The organism is Streptomyces sp. GbtcB7 (assembly GCF_019091445.1).
GTDB classification, from domain to species: domain Bacteria; phylum Actinomycetota; class Actinomycetes; order Streptomycetales; family Streptomycetaceae; genus Streptomyces; species Streptomyces mirabilis.
The window spans coordinates 207,373-229,965 of record NZ_JAGXJM010000017.1 but is presented as its reverse complement, the minus strand read 5'-3'; the positions used below and the strand labels follow the sequence as shown (position 1 = coordinate 229,965).

Sequence of the window (22,593 nt, the reverse complement as noted above, 5' to 3'; positions counted from 1 at the left end):
CGGATCGAGCAGCGGCTCCCTTGCCCGGCCCACGTCTGATCCGGCGGCGACGGGCTCGACGCACCGCCACGGCCCCGCCCCACCACAGGCATCAGGCGCCCCGCGAACCGCCCCCCGGCGCCCCGCCGCGTCACAGGTCACCCCAGCCCCCACAACCCCTTCCCCAAAGTGGTGAGTCCACCGATCAACGCCAGCAACAGCACGAGCACCCGCGCCCGCTGCTCCGGCACCCGTTCGGCAAGCACCCTCCCGATCGAGGCCCCCACCACCATCCCCGTCACTACGACCCCCCACCGCGCCGACCCAAGGTGCGGAACGCCGTTCGAGGCCACCGAGAAGGCGTTCACCACCACCCCGTAGAACAGCGCGTTCGGCACGAACTCCCGTACCGTCCACCCCGCGTTGAGGGCGTACAGGGAGACCGGCGGACCCCCCACCCCCGCCGCGGAGTTCATGAACCCGCCCGCCGCCCCCGCGGCCACCGCACCCCGCGTGCCCCGCAACGCGGGCAGCCGGGCGCCCCGCATGACCACGACCACGGCGACCGTCACCAGCGCGCCCATGAAAACCAACAGCTCGGCCGACGGCAGCCGCCGTGCGACCCAGCTGCCCACCGGCACGGTGAGCGCCGCCGCCAGACACAACGGCACCATCGCGCGCGGCCGCACCCGCCGCCACCCACCGGCCAGCCCCACGACACAGATCGCCCCGGCAGCGCAGTTCGCGAGGACGACACCCTCAGCAGGCCCGAGCAGCAGCACCAGCGCCGGCACGGCGACGAGCGCGAAGCCCATCCCGGTCAGCCACTGCACACAGGACCCCACCAGCACGATCCCGCCCAGCATCAACTCGCCCGTCACCCACGCCCCTTACCCCACCCGGCACCCCCACACGCCCGTCACCACCCCCTCGCACAGCGTGAGTTGGCCGGGAGTTGGATCAGCCCTGCACGTCCGCTGGACGGCCCCTAACCAGCGCGAAGAGAAGCTGGAGTCGCTCCCACAGCAAGCGGAGCACCCCCACCGCAAGTACCCCCACCGCAAGCACCCCCACCGCACTGGAGTTCTCATGAAGCGCCGGATACGCAAGCGCGCCGCCGTCATCACCGTCTCCACCCTCGCCGCCGCGACCGCCGTGAGCATCGGCATCAGCACATCGGCCGGCGCGGCCCCGCAGAAGCCGCCCACCAAGGCACAGATCGCCGCACTGTTCGACGGCTGGAACGCCGCGCTGAAGACCGGCGACCCGGAGAAGGTGGCCGACCGCTACGCCCCCGACGCCGTCCTGCTGCCCACCGTCTCCAACAAGATCCGCGACACGCACGCCGAGATCGTCGACTACTTCGAGCACTTCCTCGAGAACAAGCCGGTCGGCAAGAAGATCGAGACGATCGTCAACGTCCTCGACGAGAACTCGGCCCTCGACACCGGCCTGTACGAGTTCACGCTCACCGACCCGGACACCGGCGCCAAGCGCACCGTCGAGGCCCGTTACACGTACGAGTACGAGAAGCGCGGCGGCAAGTGGCTGATCGTCAACCACCACTCCTCGGTGATGCCCGAAGGCTGACGGCCACCCACAGCCCGCCGCCGGGCGCGTCGCGCAGGGCCACGGTCCCGCCGTCGTCCGCCACCAGTTGCTTGACGATGGCGAGGCCGAGCCCGGACCCGGAACGCCCGGTCAGGCCCTGGCCGCGCCAGAAGCGGTCGAAGGCGCGGGCCTTCTCCGCGTCGGACATGCCGGGGCCCTGGTCCAGCACCGAGAGCACCACCTCGTCGGGGCGGACCGCCACCTTCACGGTGATCACCGAACCGTCCGGGGAGACCTCCAGGGCGTTCGACAGGATGTTGTCCAGCACCTGGTCGAGGTGACCGGGACTGGCCAGCACGAGCGACCGGCCGCCCAGATCCCCCTCCTGCGCGATGGTCACCCCGCGCTCCTCGGCGGCCGGCCGCCACACCGCGAGCCGGTTCTCCACCAACTCCCGCAGCGGCAGCGCCTCGGCCGCCGAGACCTTCGCCTCGGCACGGGCGAGCACGAGCAGTCCGTTCACCAGCCGGCTCATCCGGACGACCTCGGCGGTGGCCTGGTCCACGTCCTCGCGCACGAACGCGTCCTCGACCCCGTCCGCGATGTTGTCGAGGGACAGGCGCAACGCCGTGAGCGGGGTGCGGAGCTGGTGGGAGGCGTCGGCGACGAAGACCCGCTGGGAGTCGATGAGGGTGTCCAGGCGTTCCGCGCCCGAGTTGAGGGTGCGGGCCAGGCGCTGGGTCTCCGGCGGTCCGGTCACCGGCGAGCGCGCGGTCAGATCCCCGTCGCCGAACTTGCTCGCCATCTCGTTGAGCTGCCGCAGCGGCCGGGTCAGCCGACGTGCCACCAGCGCGCCGAGCCCGGCGGCCACCGCCAGCACACCGACGGCGAGGATCGCCCGGAAGCCCCAGATCCGCCACAGCCGGGCGGTCAGATCGGAGGTCGGGTACGTGACGCGCACCGCGCCCACGATGTGGTTGTCCCTGATCGCCGGAACCGTCACCCGCAGCGCGCCGTCGCCCCAGCGCGCCGTGTCCGTCCCGTCCGTGCCGGAGGCCGGGAGCACGTCCACGTGGCCGGGCGTCCGGTCGGCGTACGCGGTCGCCAGCCGGTCCAGCGCGGCCCGTGAGGCGGGGTCGCCCTGCGCCAGCATCAGCGCCATCGTGTTCGCTTCCCGGCGCACCGAGGCCTCGGTGTCGCCGCGCAGCTGCGAGGTCAGCGTGAAGGCCACCGGCACGGTGAACGCGGTCAGCGCGACGGCCACCAGCAGGACGTAACTGACGATGAGCTGCCGGATCATGAGCCGGGCGCGCCCTGATCCGGAGCGGGGGCCGCCTGCGGGTCCGAGCCGGAGGCCGAGTCGGAGGTCGAGGCCGGCTTCGAGGTCGAGGCCGTCTTCAAGTCCGGCACCGGATCCCGTACGACCTCCAGACGGAACCCGACCCCCCGGACCGCCTCGATGGTGATCGCCCCCGCGAGCTTGCGCCGCAGTGCGGCGACATGGACGTCGAGCGTCTTCGTCGGGCCGAACCAGTTCGCGTCCCAGACCGCTTCCATGATCTGTTCGCGTGACATCAGCGCGCCCGGCTCCTCGGTGAGGAACGCGAGCAGGTCGTACTCCTTGGGCGCGAGCGCCACCTCGACGCCGTCGAGGCGGACCCGGGCGGCCTTGCGGTCGACGGTGAGCCGTGGCCCGTACCGGTCGGGGCCCGCCGACATCTCCGTACGGGGCCGGACGCGCCGCATCACCGCCCTTATCCGCGCGATGACCTCCCGTACGCCGAAGGGCTTGGAGACGTAGTCGTCGGCGCCTATCTCCAGGCCCACCACCCGGTCGGTCTCGTCGCTGCGCGCGCTGATCACGATGATCGGCACGTCACCGCGGGTCCGCAGCGCCTTGCAGACGTCGAGGCCGTCGGTGTCGGGCAGGCCGAGATCGAGGAGGACGACGTCGTACGGGCCCTGGTGGGCCAGCGCCGCGTGGCCGGTCGTCACCCACTCGACCTGGAAGCCGTAGCGCAGCAGTCCCCGACGCAGTGACTCGGCGACCGGCTCATCGTCTTCCACCAGGAGTACGCGCACAGCCGAACCTTAGTGCTTGAGAGTTAAGACACGGCGGTGTCGTGTGACACGGGGCACTTTCCGGAGTGGCGGGGCGTGTGGGCGGGCAGGTGCCGCTCGGAGCGGCCGGAGGGACCCTGCCGAAACCGGTGGATCTGACGACTCCGGTGGACTCCCGGTGGACCTCGACGGTCCGGAGTGATCACGTCGTGAGCGGGACATCTCACGATTCGATACTCCGGAAGGGAAATCCGGCCGCTCGTTAGACTGAGCCGACCGCAGTTGTGCGGTACAGAGACGGATTGAGCGAGGAGCGCACGTGGGCCTTGTCGTGCAGAAGTACGGAGGTTCCTCCGTAGCCGATGCCGAGGGCATCAAGCGCGTCGCCAAGCGAATCGTGGAAGCGAAGAAGAACGGCCACCAGGTGGTCGTGGTCGTTTCCGCGATGGGCGACACGACGGACGAGCTGATCGATCTCGCCGAGCAGGTATCTCCGATGCCCAGCGGGCGAGAGTTCGACATGCTGCTGACCGCCGGAGAGCGGATCTCCATGGCCTTGCTGGCGATGGCGATCAAAAACCTGGGCCACAGCGCCCAGAGCTTCACCGGCAGCCAGGCAGGCGTCATCACCGACTCGGTCCACAACAAAGCGCGGATCATCGACGTCACGCCGGGCCGCATCCGGACGGCGCTCGACGAGGGCAACATCGCCATCGTCGCCGGCTTCCAGGGCGTCTCGCAGGACAAGAAGGACATCACCACGCTCGGGCGCGGCGGGTCCGACACCACGGCCGTCGCGCTCGCCGCGGCGCTGGACGCCGAGGTCTGCGAGATCTACACCGACGTGGACGGCGTGTTCACCGCCGACCCGCGGGTGGTGAAGAAGGCGAAGAAGATCGACTGGATCTCCTTCGAGGACATGCTGGAACTCGCCGCCTCCGGCTCCAAGGTGCTGCTCCACCGCTGTGTGGAGTACGCCCGCCGCTACAACATCCCGATCCACGTGCGCTCGTCCTTCAGCGGGCTGCAGGGCACCTGGGTCAGCAGCGCACCGATCAAGCAAGGGGACCAGAAGGTGGAGCAGGCCATCATTTCCGGTGTCGCTCACGACACCTCCGAGGCCAAGGTCACGGTTGTCGGTGTCCCGGACAAGCCGGGCGAGGCCGCCTCGATCTTCCGCGCCATCGCCGATGCCGAGATCAACATCGACATGGTCGTGCAGAACGTGTCCGCCGCCTCCACCGGCCTGACGGACATCTCCTTCACCCTCCCCAAGACCGAGGGCCGCAAGGCCATCGACGCCCTGGAGAAGGCGAAGAACGTGATCGGCTTCGACTCGCTGCGCTACGACGACCAGATCGGCAAGATCTCGCTCGTCGGCGCGGGTATGAAGACGAACCCGGGTGTCACGGCCGGCTTCTTCGAGGCGCTGTCCGACGCGGGGGTGAACATCGAGCTGATCTCCACCTCCGAGATCCGCATCTCGGTGGTCACGCGTGCCGACGACGTCCCCGAGGCCGTCCGCGCGGTGCACACCGCCTTCGGACTCGACTCCGACAGCGACGAGGCCGTCGTCTACGGAGGCACCGGACGATGACCGTCCTCTCGTACGGCGGCACTGGCCGCCGCTGATGACCAGGCCGGCAGGACCGACGCTGGCGGTCGTGGGCGCGACCGGGGCCGTCGGCACGGTCATGCTCCAGATCCTGTCCCAGCACGCGGACATCTGGGGCGAGATCCGTCTGCTCGCCTCCCCGCGCTCGGCCGGCCGCAAGCTGGCCGTGCGCGGCGAGGAGGTCGAGGTGGTGGCGCTCAGTGAGGCCGCCTTCGACGGGGTCGACGTCGCGATGTTCGACGTCCCCGACGAGGTGGCCGCGCAGTGGGCGCCGATCGCCGCGGCCAAGGGCGTCATCGTGGTCGACAACTCGGGCGCGTTCCGGATGGACCCGGACGTGCCGCTGGTCGTCCCCGAGGTGAATCCGCACGCCGCGCGCGTGCGCCCGCGCGGGATCATCTCCAACCCGAACTGCACCACCCTCTCCATGATCGTGGCGCTCGGCGCGCTGCACGCCGAGTTCGGCCTGCGCGAGCTGGTGGTCTCCTCGTACCAGGCGGTGAGCGGCGCCGGGCGCGCGGGCGTCGACACCCTGCGCCAGCAGCTGTCCCTCGTCGCCGGTACGGAACTGGGGACCAGCCCCGGTGACGTACGCCGGGCCGTGGGCGACAACACGGGCCCCTTCCCGGAGCCGGTGGCGCTGAACGTCGTCCCGTGGGCCGGGTCGCTGCGCGAGGACGGCTGGTCCTCGGAGGAGATGAAGGTGCGGGACGAGTCCCGCAAGATCCTCGGGCTGCCGGCCCTGCCCGTGGCCGTGACCTGCGTCCGCGTCCCGGTCGTGACCACGCACTCCCTCACCGTGCACGCCCGCTTCGAGGGCAGGGTCACCGTGACCAAGGCCCGCGAGATCCTGGCCACCGCGCCCGGAGTCGTCCTGTTCGACAACCCGGCCGCCGGCGAGTTCCCCACCCCCGCGGACGTCGTCGGCACCGACCCGACCTGGGTGGGCCGCGTCCGCCGGGCCCTCGACGACCCGACCGCCCTCGAACTCTTCGTCTGCGGCGACAACCTCCGCAAGGGCGCCGCCCTCAACACGGCCCAGATCGCGGAACTGGTGGCCGCGGAGCTGTTCTAGACCCCCGCGTCAGGTGTCCGGCCGGTGGGTTTCCCTGCCCAGGGTGTCCAGGGGGCAAAATCTCCCTGGTCATGACCGGATTCGTTTGTAGGATCTGTGTCAGTTGTGTGGCCGGAATAATGGTCCGGACCACTTGTACAGGACCCGCTTGGCGTTCGAAGATTTCCCTCCCCGTTCTCCGCAACCGCGCGGAGGGCGGGGAGCGTCTTTGCGGTCGCCCTAAACGGGTGTCCGGGGGCGGCACGGCATAACGGGGCATAGGGGATGAGCTAGTACGCATGAGGGCATTCAATGCACTGCCAGGCGCGCTACCGGTCGCGTCGGCAGGCGTTCCGGCACATGGTCCGGCGGGCGTTGCGAGGTGCGTGGGGGCGGGTCTTGTGGAGCGCGTGGGGGCGGGCGTTGTGCGGTGCGTGGGGACAGTCGTCGTAGGGTGCGTGGGAGCGGGCGCTTCGGCCGGTGTGAACCCTGGAGCGAATGTGATGCCTGTCGCGTACAACCCTGACGGGGGTAGGCGTGTCCAACTGGCGTGGCAGAGGTTCTCGAATTCACCGCGGTACAGACCAGGGGCACGGCCCTGCGTCCACCCCGCCGACTCCGCAGCCCCGGCGTGCCCGGCGGCATGCCGGTGATCGCGCCCATGCCCGCAGCGCGGCCCGCCCGCATACCCAGTCAGCGCGACGGCGCTGAAGACAGCATGGCCGCCGGCACCACGGTCGACCATCTCACCGAGACCTACCGCGCCCACTACCGGTCGCTGCTGGGCCTCGCGGCTCTCCTGCTCGACGACACCGCCTCCTGCGAGGACGTCGTCCAGGAGGCCTTCATCCGCGTGCACTCGGCGCGCAAACGCGTCCGTGACCCCGAGAAGACGCTCGCGTATCTGCGTCAGACCGTGGTCAACCTCTCGCGCTCCGCGCTGCGTCGGCGCATCCTCGGCCTCAAGCTCCTCTCGAAGCCGATGCCCGACATGGCGAGCGCGGAGGAGGGCGCGTACGACCAGCTGGAGCGCGACGCCCTGATCAAGGCGATGAAGGGCCTGCAGCGCCGCCAGCGCGAGGTCCTCGTCCTGCGCTACTTCGCGGACATGACCGAGGCCCAGGTCGCCGAGACCCTCGGGATATCGCTCGGGTCGGTCAAGGCGTACGGCTCGCGCGGCATCGCGGCGCTCCGTGTCGCCATGGAGGCCCCGGCATGAGCCAGCGACGCGACAACCACGACCGACACGAGCCCTACGAGTGGCATGAGCCGACACACCGGCCCACGCCCGCCGAAGACGAGCACGAGCAAGAGCACGAGCAGCAAGCTGGGAACGGAACTGTGAACCACGGCCCCGACGCAAACGGCCCCCACCCGCAGGGCCCGGACGCACAGGGCCCGGACGCACAGGGCCCAGACGCACAGGGCTCGGACGCACTGGGCCCGCACGTACTGGGCCCGCACGGGTCCGGTTCGGACGAGCTGGGCTCCGACGGGTTCGGTTCGGACGAGCTGGCGCTGCGCCGGCTGCTGCACCAGGCCGTCCAGGAGATCGAACCCACCGACGGCACGCTGGAGCACCTGCGCCGCGCGGTCCCCGCACGGCGGGCCCGCAAGCGTCAGGCCATCGTCGGCGTGGCCGCCGCCGCGCTCTTCATCGGCACCGCCGTCCCCGCCCTCGTGCACGTCTCGAACGCCTCCGGGTCGAACGCCGACCCGTCCATAGCGGGCAACAGCTCACAGGCCCAGGGCGGCACCAGCCAGGGCAAGGGCCCCGACGGCGGCGAGAGCTCCGTGGGCGGCAGCACAGGCTCCTCCAAGGACAACAAGGGCAAGGGCAGCCAGACCGGCACGCCCGACAAGGGCAAGGGGGCGAACACCGGGTCGGCCACGGGCGGCCCCGATCCCTCGGCCTCGGCCGCGATCTCGCCCGCGTGCACACCGGCGCAGCTCGGCGGAGGCACCAGTACCGTCGGCACCCCGGACGCCACCGGCGCGGTCTACGGCTCCTTCACCCTCTCGAACGTCTCCGCCACCAGCTGCACTGTCAGCGGCGCGGGCACGGTCGGCACCCTCGCGCAGGGCGCCGCGGACTCGGCCAAGATCAGCGTGGTGACGCATGTGGCGGGCGACGCGGCCACCGGGCTGCCGGACCCCACCACGGAGGTCGCCTCGGTGGTGCTGAAGCCGAGCGCCTCGTACGTCGTGAAGTTCGCCTGGGTGCCCTCGGAGACCTGTCCGACCACCGGCGGCGGTCAGCCCTCGCCGACCCCGACCACCACCACGGACGGCGCCACCAGCACGGGCGGCACGGCCACGGACACCGGTGGCACCGGCACCTCGACCCAGATGGTGACGGAGGACGGCGGATTGGCCGACGGCAGCGTCACCGTGTCGTACACGGCGGAGACGGGTGCGGCGACGGCCACGACGACCGTGCCCAACGCGTGCGCCGGGACGATCTACCGGACGGGGATGTTGTCGGCGTCCTGAGGGGCGCCGGCGGCAGCGGCTTGGGCGGTGGCTTCGGCAGCGGTTTCGGCGGGGGCTTCGGCCTGGGCGGTGGCTTCGGTGACCGTGGCTTCTTCTTCGTCATGCTCCGGGACGAGTCCCAGCTCCGCGTCCCGGGCGAACTCCGCCTCGCGGCGCAGCAGCCGGAACCACATGAAGACCACGAAGCCCGCGAAGACGAACCACTCACCGGTGTAACCGAGGTTCTGGAACGCCTTCAGGTCCAGGCCGGTGCCCTGAGGCTCGGTCGCGGGCACCGCACGCATCCCGCTGTCGGCCTTCGCGAGGGTGATCCAGGCGTCGTACACCTCGTACGGCACCAGGTTCACCAGTGAGGCCGAGCTGATCGCGCCGGTCTGTCCTGCGGGCAGACCCCCGGCGGCGGTGACTCCGTTCGTCCCCGGGCTCTCGGACGCCTGGAGCGCACCCGTGACGGTGACCTCACCGGTCGGGGCGGCGGGCGCCTTCGCCGGGTCGGCGCTTCCGGGCAGCCAGCCCCGCACGACGGGCAGTGCCTTGCCGCCGTCGACGCGCAGCAGCGTCAGCACGTAGAACCCGCGCTCGCCGTCGAGCTCGCGGCCCGGCACGAGGAGCTGCTTGCCGTACCGGCCGGTCGCGGTGGCCTGCTTTCCGGAGGTCTCCGTGCTCACCGGCAGCAGCCGGGCGAGCGGACGGGCCGCCTCCGTCCTGGCCGCGGCGGCCTGCTCACCGGCCGCGCGGTGGTCCTGCACCCGAGCCTCGAACCGGCTCAACTGCCACGACCCCATGAAGATGCAGAAGGGGATGGCCAACAGCACGAAGACGTTGATCCCCCACCAGCGGGGCGTCAGCAGGAACCGGTACACGACTTAAAGGTACGGTGCCGAGCTCGACGCCGGGGCTTCGGGGCCCCTCCTGCCGGTGCTCTTTCGAAGTTGGTTCGCCGCGATCGGCGAAGTTATCCACAGGCTGGGGACCTCGCCAGCGCGGGGTCGGTCGGGCCAGGCACTATGGGGCCATGACTGAGAGCAACGGGTCCATCGAGCAGCAGCAGGCAGCCATGCCCGACTGGGAGAAGCGCTTCCGGGCGCCGCGGGTGTCGCTGCCCGACTGGGCGGAGGACGCCCCGCACCGCGCGCTGTTCGTCTCCAACGCGACGGGGACGTACGAGCTGTACGCGTGGGACCGCGGGACGGGGGAGCAGCGCCAGGTCACGAACCGGGCGAACGGTACGACGGACGGGGTGCTCTCCCCGGACGGCGAGTGGATCTGGTGGTTCGACGACAAGGACGGGGACGAGTTCGGCATCTGGCGCCGCCAACGCTTCACCGCTCCCAAGAGCACGGATACCGGCGACGGCGACGGCGGCCTCGGTGGCGATGACGGTGTTACTGAGGCTGACGCCCCCGCCGCTCCGGGCCTGGAGCCCTCCTACCCCGGGGGCCTGGCCATCGGCAGGGACGGCCGGACGGCGGTCGTGGGCCGCTCGACGGACGAGGACGGCTCGACGATCCACGTGGTCCGCCTCGGCGAGGAGCCGGTGGAGATCTACCGCCACCGGGAGTCGGCGGGCGTCGGCGACCTCTCGCACGACGGCTCCCTGATCGCCGTCGAGCACACCGAGCACGGCGACGCGATGCACTCGGCGCTGCGGGTGCTGCGCCCGGACGGTTCGACGGTCACCGAGCTGGACGACACCAAGGGCGGCACGGTCGAGCTGGGCCTGGAAGTGCTCGGCTTCGCCCCCGTCGACGGCGACACCCGCCTCCTCATCGGCCATCAGCGGCGCGGCCGTTGGGAGCCGCTGGTGTGGGACGTGGCGACGGGGGAGGAGACGGACCTGGCCCTGGACCTCCCGGGCGACGTGGCGGCCGAGTGGTACCCCGACGGTTCGGCCCTCCTCATCGCCCACAGCTTCGAGGCCCGCAGCGACCTGTGGCGCTACGACCTGGCGTCCCGCGAGCTGGTCCAGGTGCCCACCCCGCAGGGCACCGTCTCCGGGGCGACGGCCCGCCCCGACGGAACCGTGGAGTACCTGTGGTCCTCGGCGGCCGAGCCGTCCGTGGTCCGCTCGACGACGGGCGAGATCGTCCTCGATCCCCCCGGCCTGAGGTCCCCGGGCTCGGTCCCCGTGGAGGACCTGTGGGTGGAGGGCCCCGGCGGCCGCGTCCACGCGCTCATCCAGAAGCCGGCGGGCACGACGGGCCCCCTGCCCACCGTCTTCGACATCCACGGCGGCCCGACCTGGCACGACAGCGACTCCTTCGCGGCGGGCCCGGCGGCCTGGGTGGACCACGGATACGCGGTGGTCCGGATCAACTACCGAGGCTCCACGGGCTACGGCCGCGAGTGGACGGACGCCCTCAAGCACCGAGTCGGCCTGATCGAACTCGAAGACATCGCGGCGGTCCGGGAATGGGCGGTGACGTCGGGCCTCGCCGACCCCGCCCGCCTGATCCTCACCGGCGGCTCCTGGGGCGGCTACCTCACCCTCCTGGGCCTCGGCACGCAGCCGGACGCGTGGACCCTCGGCATCGCCGCCGTCCCGGTCGCCGACTACGTGACGGCGTACCACGACGAGATGGAAGCCCTGAAGGCGATGGACCGCACCCTCCTCGGCGGCACCCCCGAGGAGGTCCCCGAACGCTTCGAGGCGTCCTCCCCCCTCACCTACGTCGACGCGGTCAAGGCCCCCGTCTACATCTCGGCCGGCGTCAACGACCCCCGCTGCCCCATCCGCCAGATCGACAACTACGTAGCCCGCCTCACCGCCCGCAGCGCCATCCACGAGGTCTACCGCTACGACGCGGGCCACGGCTCCCTGGTCGTCGACGAACGCATCAAACAGGTAAAGCTCGAACTCGACTTCGCAACGAGACACCTGCCCCAGTAATCCACCCCCGACAGGACCACGGCGAACCCCCAAGCACCCACACAACGACAGGCGCAAAGCCCCGGTGAGTACAAGGACCCAGCCCGCAGGACTCCGAGGACGCCCCCCTCGACGGGCCTGCAGGGGCGGAGCCTCGAGGGGGCGTACGCGGGGGCTGGGGGCACTGCGCCGAGGGGGTCTGGGGACGGTGTCGTTTGCCGGGGTGCAGGGACGGAGCCCCCTCACGGGGCCTGGGGCGCAGCCCTGAGGGAGTCCGGGGGCGGCGTCCTTTGGCGGGTTGTGGGGCGGAGCCCCACAGGCGTCTGGGGCTGGCGTCTTTTAGCGGGGTGCAGGGGCGGAGCCCCCTGTGTGTGGGGCCCCTGGCGGGGTCTGGGGCGCAGCCCCGCAGGCGTCTGGGGACGGCGTCGTTCGGCGGGGTCCGGGGCGCAGCCCTGAGGGAGTCCGGAGGTGGCGTCGTTCGGCGGGGTCTGGGGCGCAGCCTCGCAGGCGTCTGGGGGCGGCGTCGTTCGGCGGGGTCCGGGGCGCAGCCCTGAGGGAGTCCGGGGGCGGCGTCGTTCGGCGGGGTCTGGGGCGCAGCCTCGCAGGCGTCTGGGGGCGGCGTCTTTTGGCGGGGTGCAGGGGCGGAGCCCCGCCGGGGTGTGGGGGCGGAGCCCCTTGGTGGGGGCTGGGGCGGAGCCCCAGAGGGATGGGACGGGTAGGGGCGGCGGGGGCGAAAAAAATCCCCCCACCCCACTCCCCGCGCCAGAACCGGCACCGGCACCGGCACCAGCCACCCCCGAGACCAAAAACCTACGTACCCGCCGATTCCCGTCGCCGCCGCCCCAACAACTCCGCCAGCCCCCTCCGAGTCGCAGCCAACACCACCCGATCCTCCGCCCGAAGCACATACGTAGAGGGAAGATCCCAGACCAGCCCGGAACCACCCCGCTCGCCCCCACCACCCCCCACGGCGGACACCGGTTCACCACCCCGCCGTCCCCCCGACGCAGCCGTATCCAACGCAAGCACCCGCCACGCCCCCGCCCGAAACGCCTCCCCCACAGTCCGCCCCTCCAACTGCGGATGCCCACCCACCACGATGGCCGCGAACAGCAACACCCGCCGCTCCACCGGCATCGCCCCGAGGATCTGCCGCCCCATCATGGCCCCGGCAAACGCGGGCGCCGCCAGATGCGACACGCTACGACTCCGGGTCAGCGCCTGCGGATGCGCGGCCCGCAGGGTCCGGTACACGGCGGTGGCGAAGTCGTCGTCGTACAACCGCAGCACGACCCGAAGATCGGGCCGCACGCCACGGGCGTACAACGCGGCCTCCAGATTCGTCGTGTCCGCGCTGGTCAACGCGAGCAGCGCATGCGCCCGATGAATCTTCGCGGCTTCGAGCACACCCTCCTGAGTCACATCCCCCAACACCACCGGCACCCGCAACCGCCGCGCCAGCGCCAGCCCCCGCGCCTCCGGATCGGCCTCGACGCACACCACCGGAATGTTCAGCTCCCGCAGCCGCGTCAGCACCCGCGTCCCGATCTTCCCGACCCCGAGCAGCACCACATGCCCGGACAGCCCCCGCGGCGGCTTGCGCAACGCGGACCCGCTCCGGAACGTACCGAGCGCCTCCAGCACGGCCGCGAGCAGCACAGGCAGCAGCAACAACCCGACGAGCCCGGAGAAGAGCTGAAGAATCTGCCGCCCGATGGGCTCACCGATGGCGGGGTTGTTGATGGCGAAGAGATCGAGCAACGTCAGATAGGTCGCCTGCAGCGGGGGTTCCCCGGTGACGAGCATCGACGCGACCGCCAGCCCGACCACACACCCCACCAGCCCGGCGAACGACCAGCGCAGCCGCCGCGACAGCAGCGAGCCGAAGGGCACGACACTGCGCCCGGCGGACGGCGCGGTCGCGGCGTACGACACCGTCTCCAGGACGACGGTCCCGCGCCCGGTGGCCGCCGCCACGGCCCGCTCGTCGGGCAGCAGCCGAGGCCCCTGCGACCCGCTGCTCTCCGAACCGTCGGCCCCGGCGGGGTCGTTGGTGGTGGCGGACAGCAGCGCGAGCGTGCACAGCCCGGGATCGGCGACCTCACCGGGCCCCGGCGGCGGCCGCTCCACCGCCCGCAGCATCAACCCATCGGTCTGGACGACCTTGCTGGTCCCGGCGACGGCGGTCGCGGCGAGCGCGGGCGCGGCGGTGTCGGCATCGGACAACACGGTGGTGGAGGCATCGAACCCGAGCCCCCCGCTCCCGCCGCCACCGTCTCCCTCACCATCGGCCACGGCCATGGCCAACGCCGAGGCCTGATCGAGGAGTTCCTCGATGTGCTGCCCGAGGCGCCGGTTGTAGAGCCGTATGACGAGCCGCAGCCGCGGATTGAGGCGGCGCGCGGTGAGCGCGGCCCGGATGTTGGTCTCGTCGTCGTCATGGACGAGCGCGAGGGCGGCGGCCCGTTCCACACCCGCCTCGGCGAGTACGGACTCGGTGAGTTCGGGGGCCTCCAACACCCGCTCGGAACCGGCGAGTTCGGCCGTCCGGCTGGGCGGCCCCTCCCCGTTGCCCGCGGCCCGGTTCACCGCCGCGGACATCCGGTCGAACAGAGTCGAGGCCCGCGCCCGCCCGACCACCGGCGGGCGCACACTGCGCTGGGTGGGCGGCACGACGAGGGTCACCCGTTCGCCGTAGACACCCCGCAGTTCGGCGGCCAGCCGGTGCGCCAGGGCGTCGTCACCGGCCACCACCATGTGCGCGGTCGTGTCGGTCGACGGGCTTTGATACGGAAGGGTCCCCACGAGGGAGAAGAGTGCCGCACGGGGAGGTGTGGTTCCAGAGGGCGGCCGGCGGACCGACATCGCCTCAGCGACGCGTACGGGCCCGTGCCTCGCGCGGCGGCCGGACGAACTGCAACTCCAGCGCGACCGGGGGTTCGGCGACCCCCGGCTCTCCGGCGGACGCCCAACTCACCAGCTCCTCGGTGCAGTCGTCCCCCATCGCGAACCCGATCCAGGTCGCCCGCGCACCCCGGCGCCGCGCGTCCCCCGAGGGCTGTACGACCACGACATTGGCCTGGTCGCAGGGTCCGAGACAGTCCACGGTCCGCACCACGAACCGTCCCCTGGACGCCTCGGCCCCGGCCCGCAACCGCTCCAGCTGCCAGGCGTGATCGTCGTCGGGATACTTCCGCGGATCGCCACAACAACACCCACGGCAGACGACCAGCGTGCAGGGCCGCGACGCGGCGGCACCGATCGCCACCGTACGAGACCTGTCGGCCGAGGCTCGGTTCAACGGATCGGCTCTCCTTTTCGAACGTACGTCTACAGCCGCAGACGATAGTTGACGATCCCCGTCGCGAGTGGTTCGAGATGGACAGCGGCGCAACAGCGAAGGCCGGGCAGGCCAGGTGCTACGTCCGTGACCGGCCGGCCGACGCTCTCGATTCGGGAACGCGTGCCCATACCGTCGATCACCGGCAGGTCCGTTGTCAGTGCCCGCGGCTATGGTCTCCAACGCGCGGTCGGCTTCCGGGGGTTCCAGCTCTGAAGGGAATGGTTGCATCCCCGGCCTGTCTGGGGGCGGCCCGGAGATTCGTCCGGGACCCAACCGACGGTCGGGCTTCGTCGATGGCCAGGAGACAACCTGCCAGCGCCGACCGCGCACCACGTCCAGCGCCAGGCCGGCTGCCTGCTGATCGACGCCGGGCTTGGTGTTGCTGGACACCCTGACCGCGCTGGGGCACGTTCCGCAGGACGTCGAGGTGCTCGAAAGCTCGCACAAACGTTCCCGAAAGCTCGCTATCTGGTGACTGGAGACGCCGGGCACCATCGGTTTCGCATTCCACTTCGGTGACCACCCCTTTGGGCGTGTCACCGTTCAGCGGGACGTACCCCTCACACCACGACCGGAGCTCCGACCGAGGCGTCCCGCTGGACAAGATCTACCGGCTCGCCGGTCGCTGAAGCCGCGCTGGGAGCCTCCCCTGACCTGCCGTTTCCCGGCCCGAGGGCGCCCTCACCTCACACCCGTCCCACGGTGAACCGCGCTGCGACCTGGGTGAAGCGCCCTCGAAGGCAAGCCCTGACTCACGGCGGCTGGACTTTCGCCCGGCTCCGAGGCGCGAGATCCTGGTATTCCGACCGTGGACCAGCGAACAAATGCGGGCTGGTGCGCCTCTCACGCGTCGTAAAGCCCACCTCATGGTCATACGGCCCTCAGCGCGACGGGTACCGTCGCGCCTTCCCGAAGGAGGCCGGGCGATGAATCTCCCGTCGTACCGTGACCGCAGAAGAGCGACAGCACCGCCGCGGCTCCCCGGCCGGGCCAGGAACGCACGAAGACTGAGCGCTGCCGCCGCCGTGGCGGCGATGCTCCTGGTGGGCTGTGACACGGGCACTCCCAAGGCGTCCCCGCACTCCAGTGGTCCCGGCGTGTCTCTCGCCCCGTCCGCCACGCCTTCCCACTCCCGTTCGACCTTCGCTCCGGCCCTCACCTCCGCCGCCACCGCGTGCACCAACAGCTCGAAGCTGGCCGGGTGGTCGAACCGTCGGCTGGCCATGCTGACCATCGCCGTCCCGGTGTCGGAGACCTCGGTGTCCGACGCCACGTCCGAGGTGAGCGCCGGTGCGGGCGGTGTGCTGCTGTTCGGCAGCAAGGCGCCGTCCGACCTCGGCTCCCGGCTGACCACCCTGAAGTCCCATGTACCCGGCCATCTGGGCCTGTTGGTGATGACCGACGAGGAGGGCGGCGGCATCCAGCGCATGGCGAACCTCGTCGGATCCCTGCCCTGGCCCGCGTACATGGGCGCGCACTGGACCCCGGCCCAGATCCAGCAGAACGTCACGAAGGTCGCCACCAAGATGGCGGCCGCCCAGGTGAACATGGACCTCGCGCCGGTCGTCGACGTCGACGGCAGGAACGTGGCCCCCAGCCATACCAACCCCGACGGATGGCGGTCCTTCAGCGGCAACACCTCGGTGGTCTCCAAGGCCGGAGTCGCGTACATGAACGGGTTGCGTGCCGGAGGCGTGATACCCGTCGTCAAGCACTTCCCGGGCCTCGGCGGCTCCACTTACAACTCCGACTTCGGCCCCGCCCGCACCCTGCCCTGGTCCACCCTGCAGAAGGTGGGCATCCCGCCGTTCACAGCGGCCATCAAGGCCGGTGCCCCGGCCATCATGGTCTCCAACAACATCGTGCCGGGCCTGGGCACCAATCCGGCGAGCCTGTCACCCACCGCCATCAGCTCCGAGCTGCGCGGCAAGATGGGATTCAAGGGGCTGGTGGTCACCGACTCGCTCAGCGCCAAGGCGATCTCCGCCGCCGGCTTCAGCGTCCCCGCCGCCGCCGTCCAGGCCCTGCGCTCCGGCGCCGACATGGTCTTGTTCGACCTGGGGAGCAACGTCAGCTCCCAAACGTCCTCGATCGCCACGGCGATCACCAACGCGGTGACCGGCGGACACCTCTCCCGCAGCCGCCTCATCGACGCGGCGGGGCACGTCCTGGCCGTCCGGCACGTGAATCTCTGCTCCTGAACGCGCCCGGAGCGCAAGGCGGGGATCATGCCGTGAAGGGCGACGTTGGTCGTGGGGCGAGGCCTGCAACTACCGCAACGTTGCCCTGTGGGTCTGGGGTTGGTTGGACGCGGTCAATACTCGGGAGTGGATCGGGAAGACCCCTGAGCGCATGAGGGTCGGGTTCGGGATCGTGGGCGTCGTGATCACTGTGATGGAACTCGTGACGGTGAGGACCTGAGTCAGTGAGCCTGCCCGCGTCATGATTCCCCGTCAGCTACCGGTCGATCGGGCACGGCAGGGGCACGCTGCTGTACGGCTGCGCCGGCACCTCAGGAGTTGTGCCCGGACTCCGGGCGAGCATCATCAGATACAGGCCGGCGATGCCGAATGCCAATCCCCCGTAGAAGAGCACGTCGCCGCTGTGGGGGGTGAAAATGATCGTTTGGTCCATGAGCTGCATGGCGAAGAAGAGGCCGAGCATCAGCTCGCCCCAGCCCCAAAGGCGTGGCCGTGCAATCGAGCCTCTGAGCCAGGGGAACAGCCAGTCCGTTGTCACGGCAGCCAGGCCGGGCCCGAAGCAGATCGTTACGGCCAAGATCGCCACTGCCCATTCAAAGGTGTCCATGACCGGAGACCCATCCCTCACCACGTTGGCTCTGCGACTCGTTCCAGCAGCGTAGAGAGCGTGTCAGGCCAGTCGTACGACGGGAATGGACAGCGGCGGTTGTTGGTGTGATCTTCACCCGGACTGGGGGAAATTGAGCAGGTGTCCTGCACCCACAACGCTCCCTGGGGCGAACCGATCGCGACATTGCGGCGCGCACTGACTCGACAAGGGAAGACAAGGGAGTACTAGAGCACGATGATCACGAAACCTCCGTGGTTGAAGAAGCGGTGGTGATCGAAGCGGTGATCGAAGCGGTGATCGAAGCGGAACCCGTTGTGGTCGAAGCGGTGGTCGAAGCAGCCTCCGCCCCAGTCATCGTGGCCGCCGCACCAGTTGGTGGTCACCTGAGTGTGCACGGCAGGGGCTGCTGCTGCGGCCGTCCCTGCTGCGCCGATCGCAGCGCCGCCGGCCATCAGAATGCCGGCCACGGACACCGCGGCGAGACGCCTCGCGCGTTGTGCTCGCATGATGCATGCACCTTCTCCTCCATCGTCTCGCGCAGCTCTCAGCGGCACGAGATGGACAGCCGCAGCCGAAAGGGAGGAGCGGCGCGGTCGCAGGCGTCGCCTCGCACAGACGGGAGCACGTCTTGCAGCCAAGATCCCCTCTGTACGGGAACCAGCCGACCGGGGCGTATCCCCGGGTTGCAGCTCTCTTATCAGTACGTTGACGGCGCCCTTTTGGATTGCCGCGTGCAGAAAGTCCACGAAGGGACTCGCGCCTCACGGGCTGCGCCACGCGACCAAGACGCGCATGGAGGGGTTTCGTACTCCGTGGGGCGGCGCTCGACGCGTGGCTTCCCTTACTTCTCCCAAGGGCCCCTGACCTGGTACTTCACTGTCGGGTTGGCGGCATTTGAACCCACGACCTCTTCCGGTTGTCACGCAGTTGGGCACCCACCGAGGCCGACGCCTGGAAAGCTCCCGTGGCGCGGTTACTCGGCGTCGAGCTGGTGGTCGGCCCAGATGTAGCTTTCGGGGAGCAAGTCGGTGATGAGGACGGTTCGGATGCGGTGGTCTTCGCCGACGATGACCTTGAGGGCAGGGAAGTAGTCGAGAAGGACCTGACGGCACCGGCCGCACGGGGGGACAACTCCCCGGTCGCGGTCGCCCACGGCAACGATCGTGTCCAGCTCGTAGGCGCCGTGGGCTGCTGCCGCGCCGATGACGACCAGCTCGGCGCAGGGTCCTCCCGTGAAGTGGTAGGCGTTCACCGCCGTGACGATCCGGCCGTCCCGGGCACGGGCCGCGGCCGCCATGGTGTGGTTGTCGCCCTGGCAGCGAGTGCGAGCGACGTGGGCCGCGGCCTGGATGAGTTCGTGGTCGACGGGGTGGGTCTGCGTGGTCATCTTCTCTGCCTTCGTCAGGTGTCAGGCGACGTTGACCCGAGTGACGATGGTGTGCAAGCGAATATCGGCGGTGTGCTTGTTCCGCCGGATGATGTAGCGGCGGATCATGCTGGCCTGTTCCTTGTGGCTGGCGTGGTCGGTGCCGTCGAGCGTGAAGTAGTGCAGGGAGAAGTTGTCGAGCACGATCGCGATACGGATCTCGGGCGGACAGAGGCTGCGCAGGTAGCGGCAGAACTCCAGGGACCTCGTGCGGTTCTTCCTCGGCTTGATGTGGCCGTAGAGCTTGTCCTTGCCCAGGTCCAAGGCGGCGAACAGGTGGCGCTGTGCCCGCGGCACCCCTGATGCGGACATCGCGGTCCAAATCTAGACTGGCGAAGGCGTAGAAAGCACTGGATTAGGGAGATATGTGCCATGGCTAAGCGAGGGAACAAGAGACGCGGCCGTAAGAAGAAGAAGGCCAATCACGGCAAGCGTCCCAATGCCTGAACCTACCGAGCAGAGGGCCGCGGGGTCCCATGTCTTCGCCGCCCGGATTGAGGTCAAGGACTGGGATCCCGCCGGTGCGGGAGCACGGCAAAGAGCCGGACCCGACGAGACCGAGGCCGGCTCTTGAAGACTGGGCGCCTTTCCAGGGTTGAGCAGGGAACGTTCGAACCTGCGCGCACGGGGGCATCGACTAGCGAGGTGCCCACCAGCTTCTTCGTCATTTGACCGCCGACAGTCAAAACCGTCGGCGGTTTCCCATGTGAGCTCACTGAGCGGGGAAGGTGAGCCGCAGAACGATCTCACCGTCGTCCATCTCCCCGGTGGGCTCGAACCCGAACTTCCGATAGAAGGGCAACGGTTCGCCGTCGCCGGGCTCGTAGCTGGTCAGCAGTTCGGTGGCGCCGTCCGCGCGAACCAGGGCGGCGATCTGCGTGAGCGCCTCGCGGCCGATCCCTCGCCGCTGGTACCGCTTGTCGACGAGGAGGCGCCAAATGAAATGCCGCCCTTTGAAAAGACCGGACGGCGGCTTCCACGACAGCATCACGAAGCCGACTGGCTCGTCGCCACGGTACACGGCGCGATACCAGGGATTGGCCTCCGGTTTCTTTGCCGCCTCCTTGAGCGACTTGGACACGGAGGCGACGAACTGCTTCTGGTCACGTCGGACCCGGAGGGCACGTACGGCATCCCGGTTTGCGTCGGTGATCTCCCGTAGGTGCACACCTGGGGACCTCATGCCACACCCCTTCCGCATCCGGCAGCCGCGCCGTCCGAACCGGCGTGAAGGGCCGCCACCGTTCGGCATTCCCTTGTGCGTACGCGTCATCGAGGACGCCAGGTTGGACGTTTTCGCAGCGTATTCGACACGGGCGATCTGGAGCGGGACTGGCACGCCGGACTGTGACCGCGCCCGAGGCAGCTCCTAGTGGAGAGCAACTCGGCCCGACGTGGCGATGCTCGTCCCCAGAGCCCAAAGCCCCCGCCGGGGGGTGGGACACCGCACCGGTTTGGAAGATCGCGTAACCGCGCTGGGCCTGACCTGGCAAGACGCTGAGCCGCGAGTCCCAGGGCGACCCGCAGACGTTCCCCGCTTCTCCGCCTCTGATCGTCCGATCGGGCTCACAGGGGGGCGCGCGTGCCCTTCTCCGCCATCCCAAGCTGCAGGTCTGATCCTGACACCCGTGCCCGAACCGTCTACCACCCCGCCCGCGTCACCAAGCTCCGTGACCTCAGCGCGGAAGACATCGACCGCTGGCTCGCTGCCAAGGCAACGACCCTCAGTACACGCTCGCTTCAGGCCGTCCACTCCTGCCTGGACCGCTCGGTCAAGCGGGCCATGACGCGGGACAAGGTGAAGCGCAACGTCGTCGAGCTGTGCTCAGTGCCCCAGAGCCAAGCCGGGCTCCCCTCCAAGGCGCTCACCTGGGACCACGTCTTCCTCAAGGGCAAACTGGACGCCGAGCCGCCGCAGCCCCGCACATCGCGGTGTGGCGCTCGGTCCGGCGCGGCGGAGACACCAAGACTCGGAAGTCCCGGCGCACCCTCGCTCTGCCGGCGCGCCTTTCGCCAGGCGCTCAAGGACGTCGACGGGATCAGCGCCGAGGAGCGGACGCCTCCGGAGCTCCGGCACAGCTTCGTGTCCTTGCGCTCCGACCGGGGCGTCCCGCTGGAAGAGATCTCCCGACTCGTCGGTCACTCCGGCACGGCCGTGACCGAGGAGGTGTACCGGAAGCAGATCCGGCCCGTGATCCAGACCGGCGCCGTGGTCATGGACGGCATCTTCGGCGCCGTCCAGCAGCGGTGGTAGGCGCGCAGGAATCGATAGTCACGCAGATAGGCACGCAGCAACGCCAGAGGGCCCTCACCGATCCGGTAAGGGCCCTCTGAACTGCTATTTAGCTGTCGGGGTGGCGGGATTTGAACCCACGACCTCTTCGTCCCGAATGAGGTTCGAGCAAGATCGAGACCTGCGGAGCTTGTAAACATGCAGGTCAGGCGGTTGGTCTGGGGTGGCGTGACGGGGGTTCGGTTGCTCTCCGAAGGAAGATCATCTCCCAGAATTCTCCCAGGGGCGGAGAGCCTCCCTGTCTCGGGTGTGCTTTGTCAACGATTGCTGGCGTGAGTTTGCAGATGTCGTCGACTCATGTGGCGAGGGGGCCGGCTGCCTAGCAGTCGGGTTCACGTTGGGAGATTAAGGAACCGCTGGCTGCGTACATGGCGGCTCGGTCACGTCCGCCGGTCTTCCGGGAGATGGCCGTACAGGCGATACCCCATCTCGTCAGGGTGCCGAGTGACGCGGGCCAGTCGCCAGGCCGCCTCGTACGACATACGTCCGCGGTTCTGGGCACGGAGCCGCACCGCCAGCAAGCTGGTGACCGGATCGAGAAGCCAGCGCAAGAGCATCAACCTCACTGGAACTCGCCAGCGATGGCGGTGAGGGCACGGGCGGCGTCCTCGTCGCCGAATGCTCTTACGGTGCCTGCGAGTAGGACGAGTAGTTCCTTGCAGCCTTCAGGGGTCAGCTTGCCGACGAAATCGTGGATCACCTGAGCGACAACGACCCACTGCTGTCCGGGTTGCCACTGTCTGACCGTGCGGACCAGATCTTCGAGATCCGTACCGGCCGGTGGTCCGCCCAGGCGGGGCCAGTTCTCGGTCGAGCCTTCCAGAGCTGTGTAGAGCCGGGCGGCGGCGGGGTTGGCGAGGATGTGTTCTTGGAGGAACTCCTCGCGCGCTTTGGCCTGGCGACGGGCCAGCTCGTCCAGCTCGAGTTCGCGGCGCAGCAGCTCTTCCTGGCGACGGTGGTTCTGCTGCATCTGTTCCGCGGCGAACGCGGCCTTCCGGGTTGCTTCGTCCACCTCGATGCTCACGGTGGCGTCCACGACGAACACCCCCACGCCACCGAGAGGCAGGGCTTCGGCGAGTGCGGTACCAATGTCCTGCT

The 22,593-nt window shown here is 69.9% G+C and carries 18 protein-coding genes and 2 pseudogenes; 8 read left to right on the top strand and 12 right to left on the bottom strand.

All coding sequences use genetic code 11. The features are described 5' to 3' along the window. Positions 1–137: 137 nt before the first annotated feature. On the bottom strand, positions 138–845 hold the full coding sequence (locus KVT44_RS27415; protein WP_217569368.1) for a sulfite exporter TauE/SafE family protein: 708 nt from the start codon (positions 843–845) through the stop codon (positions 138–140). A gap of 223 nt (positions 846–1,068) precedes the next feature. Between KVT44_RS27415 and KVT44_RS27410 the strand changes: the two genes are divergently transcribed. Beyond that, on the top strand, positions 1,069–1,569 hold the full coding sequence (locus KVT44_RS27410) for an SgcJ/EcaC family oxidoreductase (protein ID WP_217569339.1): 501 nt from the start codon (positions 1,069–1,071) through the stop codon (positions 1,567–1,569). Here the strand turns inward: KVT44_RS27410 and KVT44_RS27405 are convergent. Both KVT44_RS27405 and KVT44_RS27400 read right to left on the bottom strand, forming a co-directional pair. Continuing rightward, entirely contained in the window at positions 1,535–2,830 is a 1,296-nt protein-coding gene (locus KVT44_RS27405) for a HAMP domain-containing sensor histidine kinase (protein WP_217569337.1), read from the bottom strand. The genes KVT44_RS27410 and KVT44_RS27405 overlap by 35 nt on opposite strands. After that, positions 2,827–3,612, bottom strand: coding sequence for a response regulator transcription factor (locus tag KVT44_RS27400; protein WP_308314126.1), 786 nt, complete (start codon positions 3,610–3,612; stop codon positions 2,827–2,829). Before KVT44_RS27400 ends, KVT44_RS27405 begins: the two co-directional genes overlap by 4 nt. Before the next feature lie 298 nt (positions 3,613–3,910). On the opposite strand from KVT44_RS27400, the gene KVT44_RS27395 reads away from it, so the two are divergent. The 4 genes from KVT44_RS27395 (at position 3,911) to KVT44_RS27380 (ending at position 8,753) form a co-directional block, all read left to right on the top strand. Continuing rightward, on the top strand, positions 3,911–5,188 hold the full coding sequence (locus KVT44_RS27395; RefSeq protein WP_067374019.1) for an aspartate kinase: 1,278 nt from the start codon (positions 3,911–3,913) through the stop codon (positions 5,186–5,188). Between the two features lie 34 nt (positions 5,189–5,222). Further along, entirely contained in the window at positions 5,223–6,281 is a 1,059-nt protein-coding gene (locus tag KVT44_RS27390) for an aspartate-semialdehyde dehydrogenase (protein ID WP_075033097.1), read from the top strand. 622 nt (positions 6,282–6,903) lie between these two features. After that, positions 6,904–7,479, top strand: coding sequence for a SigE family RNA polymerase sigma factor (locus tag KVT44_RS27385; RefSeq protein ID WP_054231405.1), 576 nt, complete (start codon positions 6,904–6,906; stop codon positions 7,477–7,479). Next, positions 7,476–8,753: a hypothetical protein gene (locus KVT44_RS27380; protein WP_254649926.1), complete on the top strand. Its 1,278-nt coding sequence runs from the start codon at positions 7,476–7,478 to the stop codon at positions 8,751–8,753. The genes KVT44_RS27385 and KVT44_RS27380 overlap by 4 nt, the downstream gene beginning before the upstream one ends. On the opposite strand, the gene KVT44_RS27375 is transcribed toward KVT44_RS27380, so the two are convergent. Further along, a complete protein-coding gene (locus KVT44_RS27375; RefSeq protein WP_217569335.1) occupies positions 8,723–9,616 on the bottom strand; it encodes an SURF1 family protein in 894 nt (297 codons plus the stop codon). The two genes, KVT44_RS27380 and KVT44_RS27375, sit on opposite strands and share 31 nt — an antisense overlap. Positions 9,617–9,768: 152 nt before the next feature. Here KVT44_RS27375 and KVT44_RS27370 point away from each other — a divergent pair, with 152 nt between their 5' ends. Then, entirely contained in the window at positions 9,769–11,643 is a 1,875-nt protein-coding gene (locus KVT44_RS27370) for a prolyl oligopeptidase family serine peptidase (RefSeq protein ID WP_217569333.1), read from the top strand. A gap of 789 nt (positions 11,644–12,432) precedes the next feature. On the opposite strand, the gene KVT44_RS27365 is transcribed toward KVT44_RS27370, so the two are convergent. Both KVT44_RS27365 and KVT44_RS27360 read right to left on the bottom strand, forming a co-directional pair. Further along, the gene (locus tag KVT44_RS27365) at positions 12,433–14,379 is read right to left on the bottom strand and encodes an NAD(P)-binding protein (protein WP_217569366.1); all 1,947 of its coding nucleotides are present in this window, start codon (positions 14,377–14,379) and stop codon (positions 12,433–12,435) included. A 112-nt stretch (positions 14,380–14,491) separates the two neighbouring features. After that, positions 14,492–14,923 carry a (2Fe-2S) ferredoxin domain-containing protein gene (locus tag KVT44_RS27360; protein WP_254649925.1) on the bottom strand — a complete coding sequence of 144 codons (432 nt, stop codon included), beginning with the start codon at positions 14,921–14,923 and terminating at the stop codon, positions 14,492–14,494. 968 nt (positions 14,924–15,891) lie between these two features. Here KVT44_RS27360 and KVT44_RS27355 point away from each other — a divergent pair. Beyond that, positions 15,892–17,166, top strand: a complete 1,275-nt coding sequence (locus KVT44_RS27355; RefSeq protein ID WP_190171291.1) for a glycoside hydrolase family 3 protein — start codon at positions 15,892–15,894, stop codon at positions 17,164–17,166. Positions 17,167–17,422: 256 nt separating this feature from the next. Here the strand turns inward: KVT44_RS27355 and KVT44_RS27350 are convergent, their stop codons facing one another. From KVT44_RS27350 to KVT44_RS27330, 5 genes and pseudogenes are all read right to left on the bottom strand, one after another. Beyond that, on the bottom strand, positions 17,423–17,773 hold the full coding sequence (locus KVT44_RS27350; protein WP_217569331.1) for a hypothetical protein: 351 nt from the start codon (positions 17,771–17,773) through the stop codon (positions 17,423–17,425). A 227-nt stretch (positions 17,774–18,000) separates the two neighbouring features. Continuing rightward, complete coding sequence (locus tag KVT44_RS27345; protein ID WP_217569329.1) at positions 18,001–18,282, bottom strand: hypothetical protein; 282 nt, start codon at positions 18,280–18,282, stop codon at positions 18,001–18,003. A 467-nt stretch (positions 18,283–18,749) separates the two neighbouring features. Beyond that, on the bottom strand, positions 18,750–19,163 hold the full coding sequence (locus tag KVT44_RS27340) for a cytidine deaminase (RefSeq protein ID WP_217569327.1): 414 nt from the start codon (positions 19,161–19,163) through the stop codon (positions 18,750–18,752). A gap of 21 nt (positions 19,164–19,184) precedes the next feature. Continuing rightward, positions 19,185–19,484: pseudogene (locus tag KVT44_RS27335) on the bottom strand (IS630 family transposase); the annotation flags it as partial. A gap of 430 nt (positions 19,485–19,914) precedes the next feature. Then, the gene (locus KVT44_RS27330) at positions 19,915–20,283 is read right to left on the bottom strand and encodes a GNAT family N-acetyltransferase (protein WP_308314125.1); all 369 of its coding nucleotides are present in this window, start codon (positions 20,281–20,283) and stop codon (positions 19,915–19,917) included. Between the two features lie 582 nt (positions 20,284–20,865). Here KVT44_RS27330 and KVT44_RS27325 point away from each other — a divergent pair. Then, positions 20,866–21,456, top strand: a pseudogene (locus KVT44_RS27325) (site-specific integrase); the annotation flags it as partial. Between the two features lie 601 nt (positions 21,457–22,057). On the opposite strand, the gene KVT44_RS27320 reads toward KVT44_RS27325, so the two are convergent. Next, positions 22,058–22,531 carry a hypothetical protein gene (locus KVT44_RS27320; RefSeq protein WP_217569325.1) on the bottom strand — a complete coding sequence of 158 codons (474 nt, stop codon included), beginning with the start codon at positions 22,529–22,531 and terminating at the stop codon, positions 22,058–22,060. Positions 22,532–22,593 lie beyond the last annotated feature (62 nt).

Bases quoted from the DNA above. Each gene is read 5' to 3' on its own strand.
- KVT44_RS27370 (WP_217569333.1), top strand. From the start codon at position 9,769: ATGACTGAGAGCAACGGGTCCATCGAGCAGCAGCAGGCAGCCATGCCC.
- KVT44_RS27365 (WP_217569366.1), bottom strand. From the start codon at position 14,379: ATGGTGGTGGCCGGTGACGACGCCCTGGCGCACCGGCTGGCCGCCGAA.
- KVT44_RS27415 (WP_217569368.1), bottom strand. From the start codon at position 845: ATGCTGGGCGGGATCGTGCTGGTGGGGTCCTGTGTGCAGTGGCTGACC.
- KVT44_RS27410 (WP_217569339.1), top strand. From the start codon at position 1,069: ATGAAGCGCCGGATACGCAAGCGCGCCGCCGTCATCACCGTCTCCACC.
- KVT44_RS27380 (WP_254649926.1), top strand. From the start codon at position 7,476: ATGAGCCAGCGACGCGACAACCACGACCGACACGAGCCCTACGAGTGG.
- KVT44_RS27390 (WP_075033097.1), top strand. From the start codon at position 5,223: ATGACCAGGCCGGCAGGACCGACGCTGGCGGTCGTGGGCGCGACCGGG.
- KVT44_RS27345 (WP_217569329.1), bottom strand. From the start codon at position 18,282: ATGCGAGCACAACGCGCGAGGCGTCTCGCCGCGGTGTCCGTGGCCGGC.
- KVT44_RS27340 (WP_217569327.1), bottom strand. From the start codon at position 19,163: ATGACCACGCAGACCCACCCCGTCGACCACGAACTCATCCAGGCCGCG.
- KVT44_RS27405 (WP_217569337.1), bottom strand. From the start codon at position 2,830: ATGATCCGGCAGCTCATCGTCAGTTACGTCCTGCTGGTGGCCGTCGCG.
- KVT44_RS27355 (WP_190171291.1), top strand. From the start codon at position 15,892: ATGAATCTCCCGTCGTACCGTGACCGCAGAAGAGCGACAGCACCGCCG.
- KVT44_RS27350 (WP_217569331.1), bottom strand. From the start codon at position 17,773: ATGGACACCTTTGAATGGGCAGTGGCGATCTTGGCCGTAACGATCTGC.
- KVT44_RS27385 (WP_054231405.1), top strand. From the start codon at position 6,904: ATGCCGGTGATCGCGCCCATGCCCGCAGCGCGGCCCGCCCGCATACCC.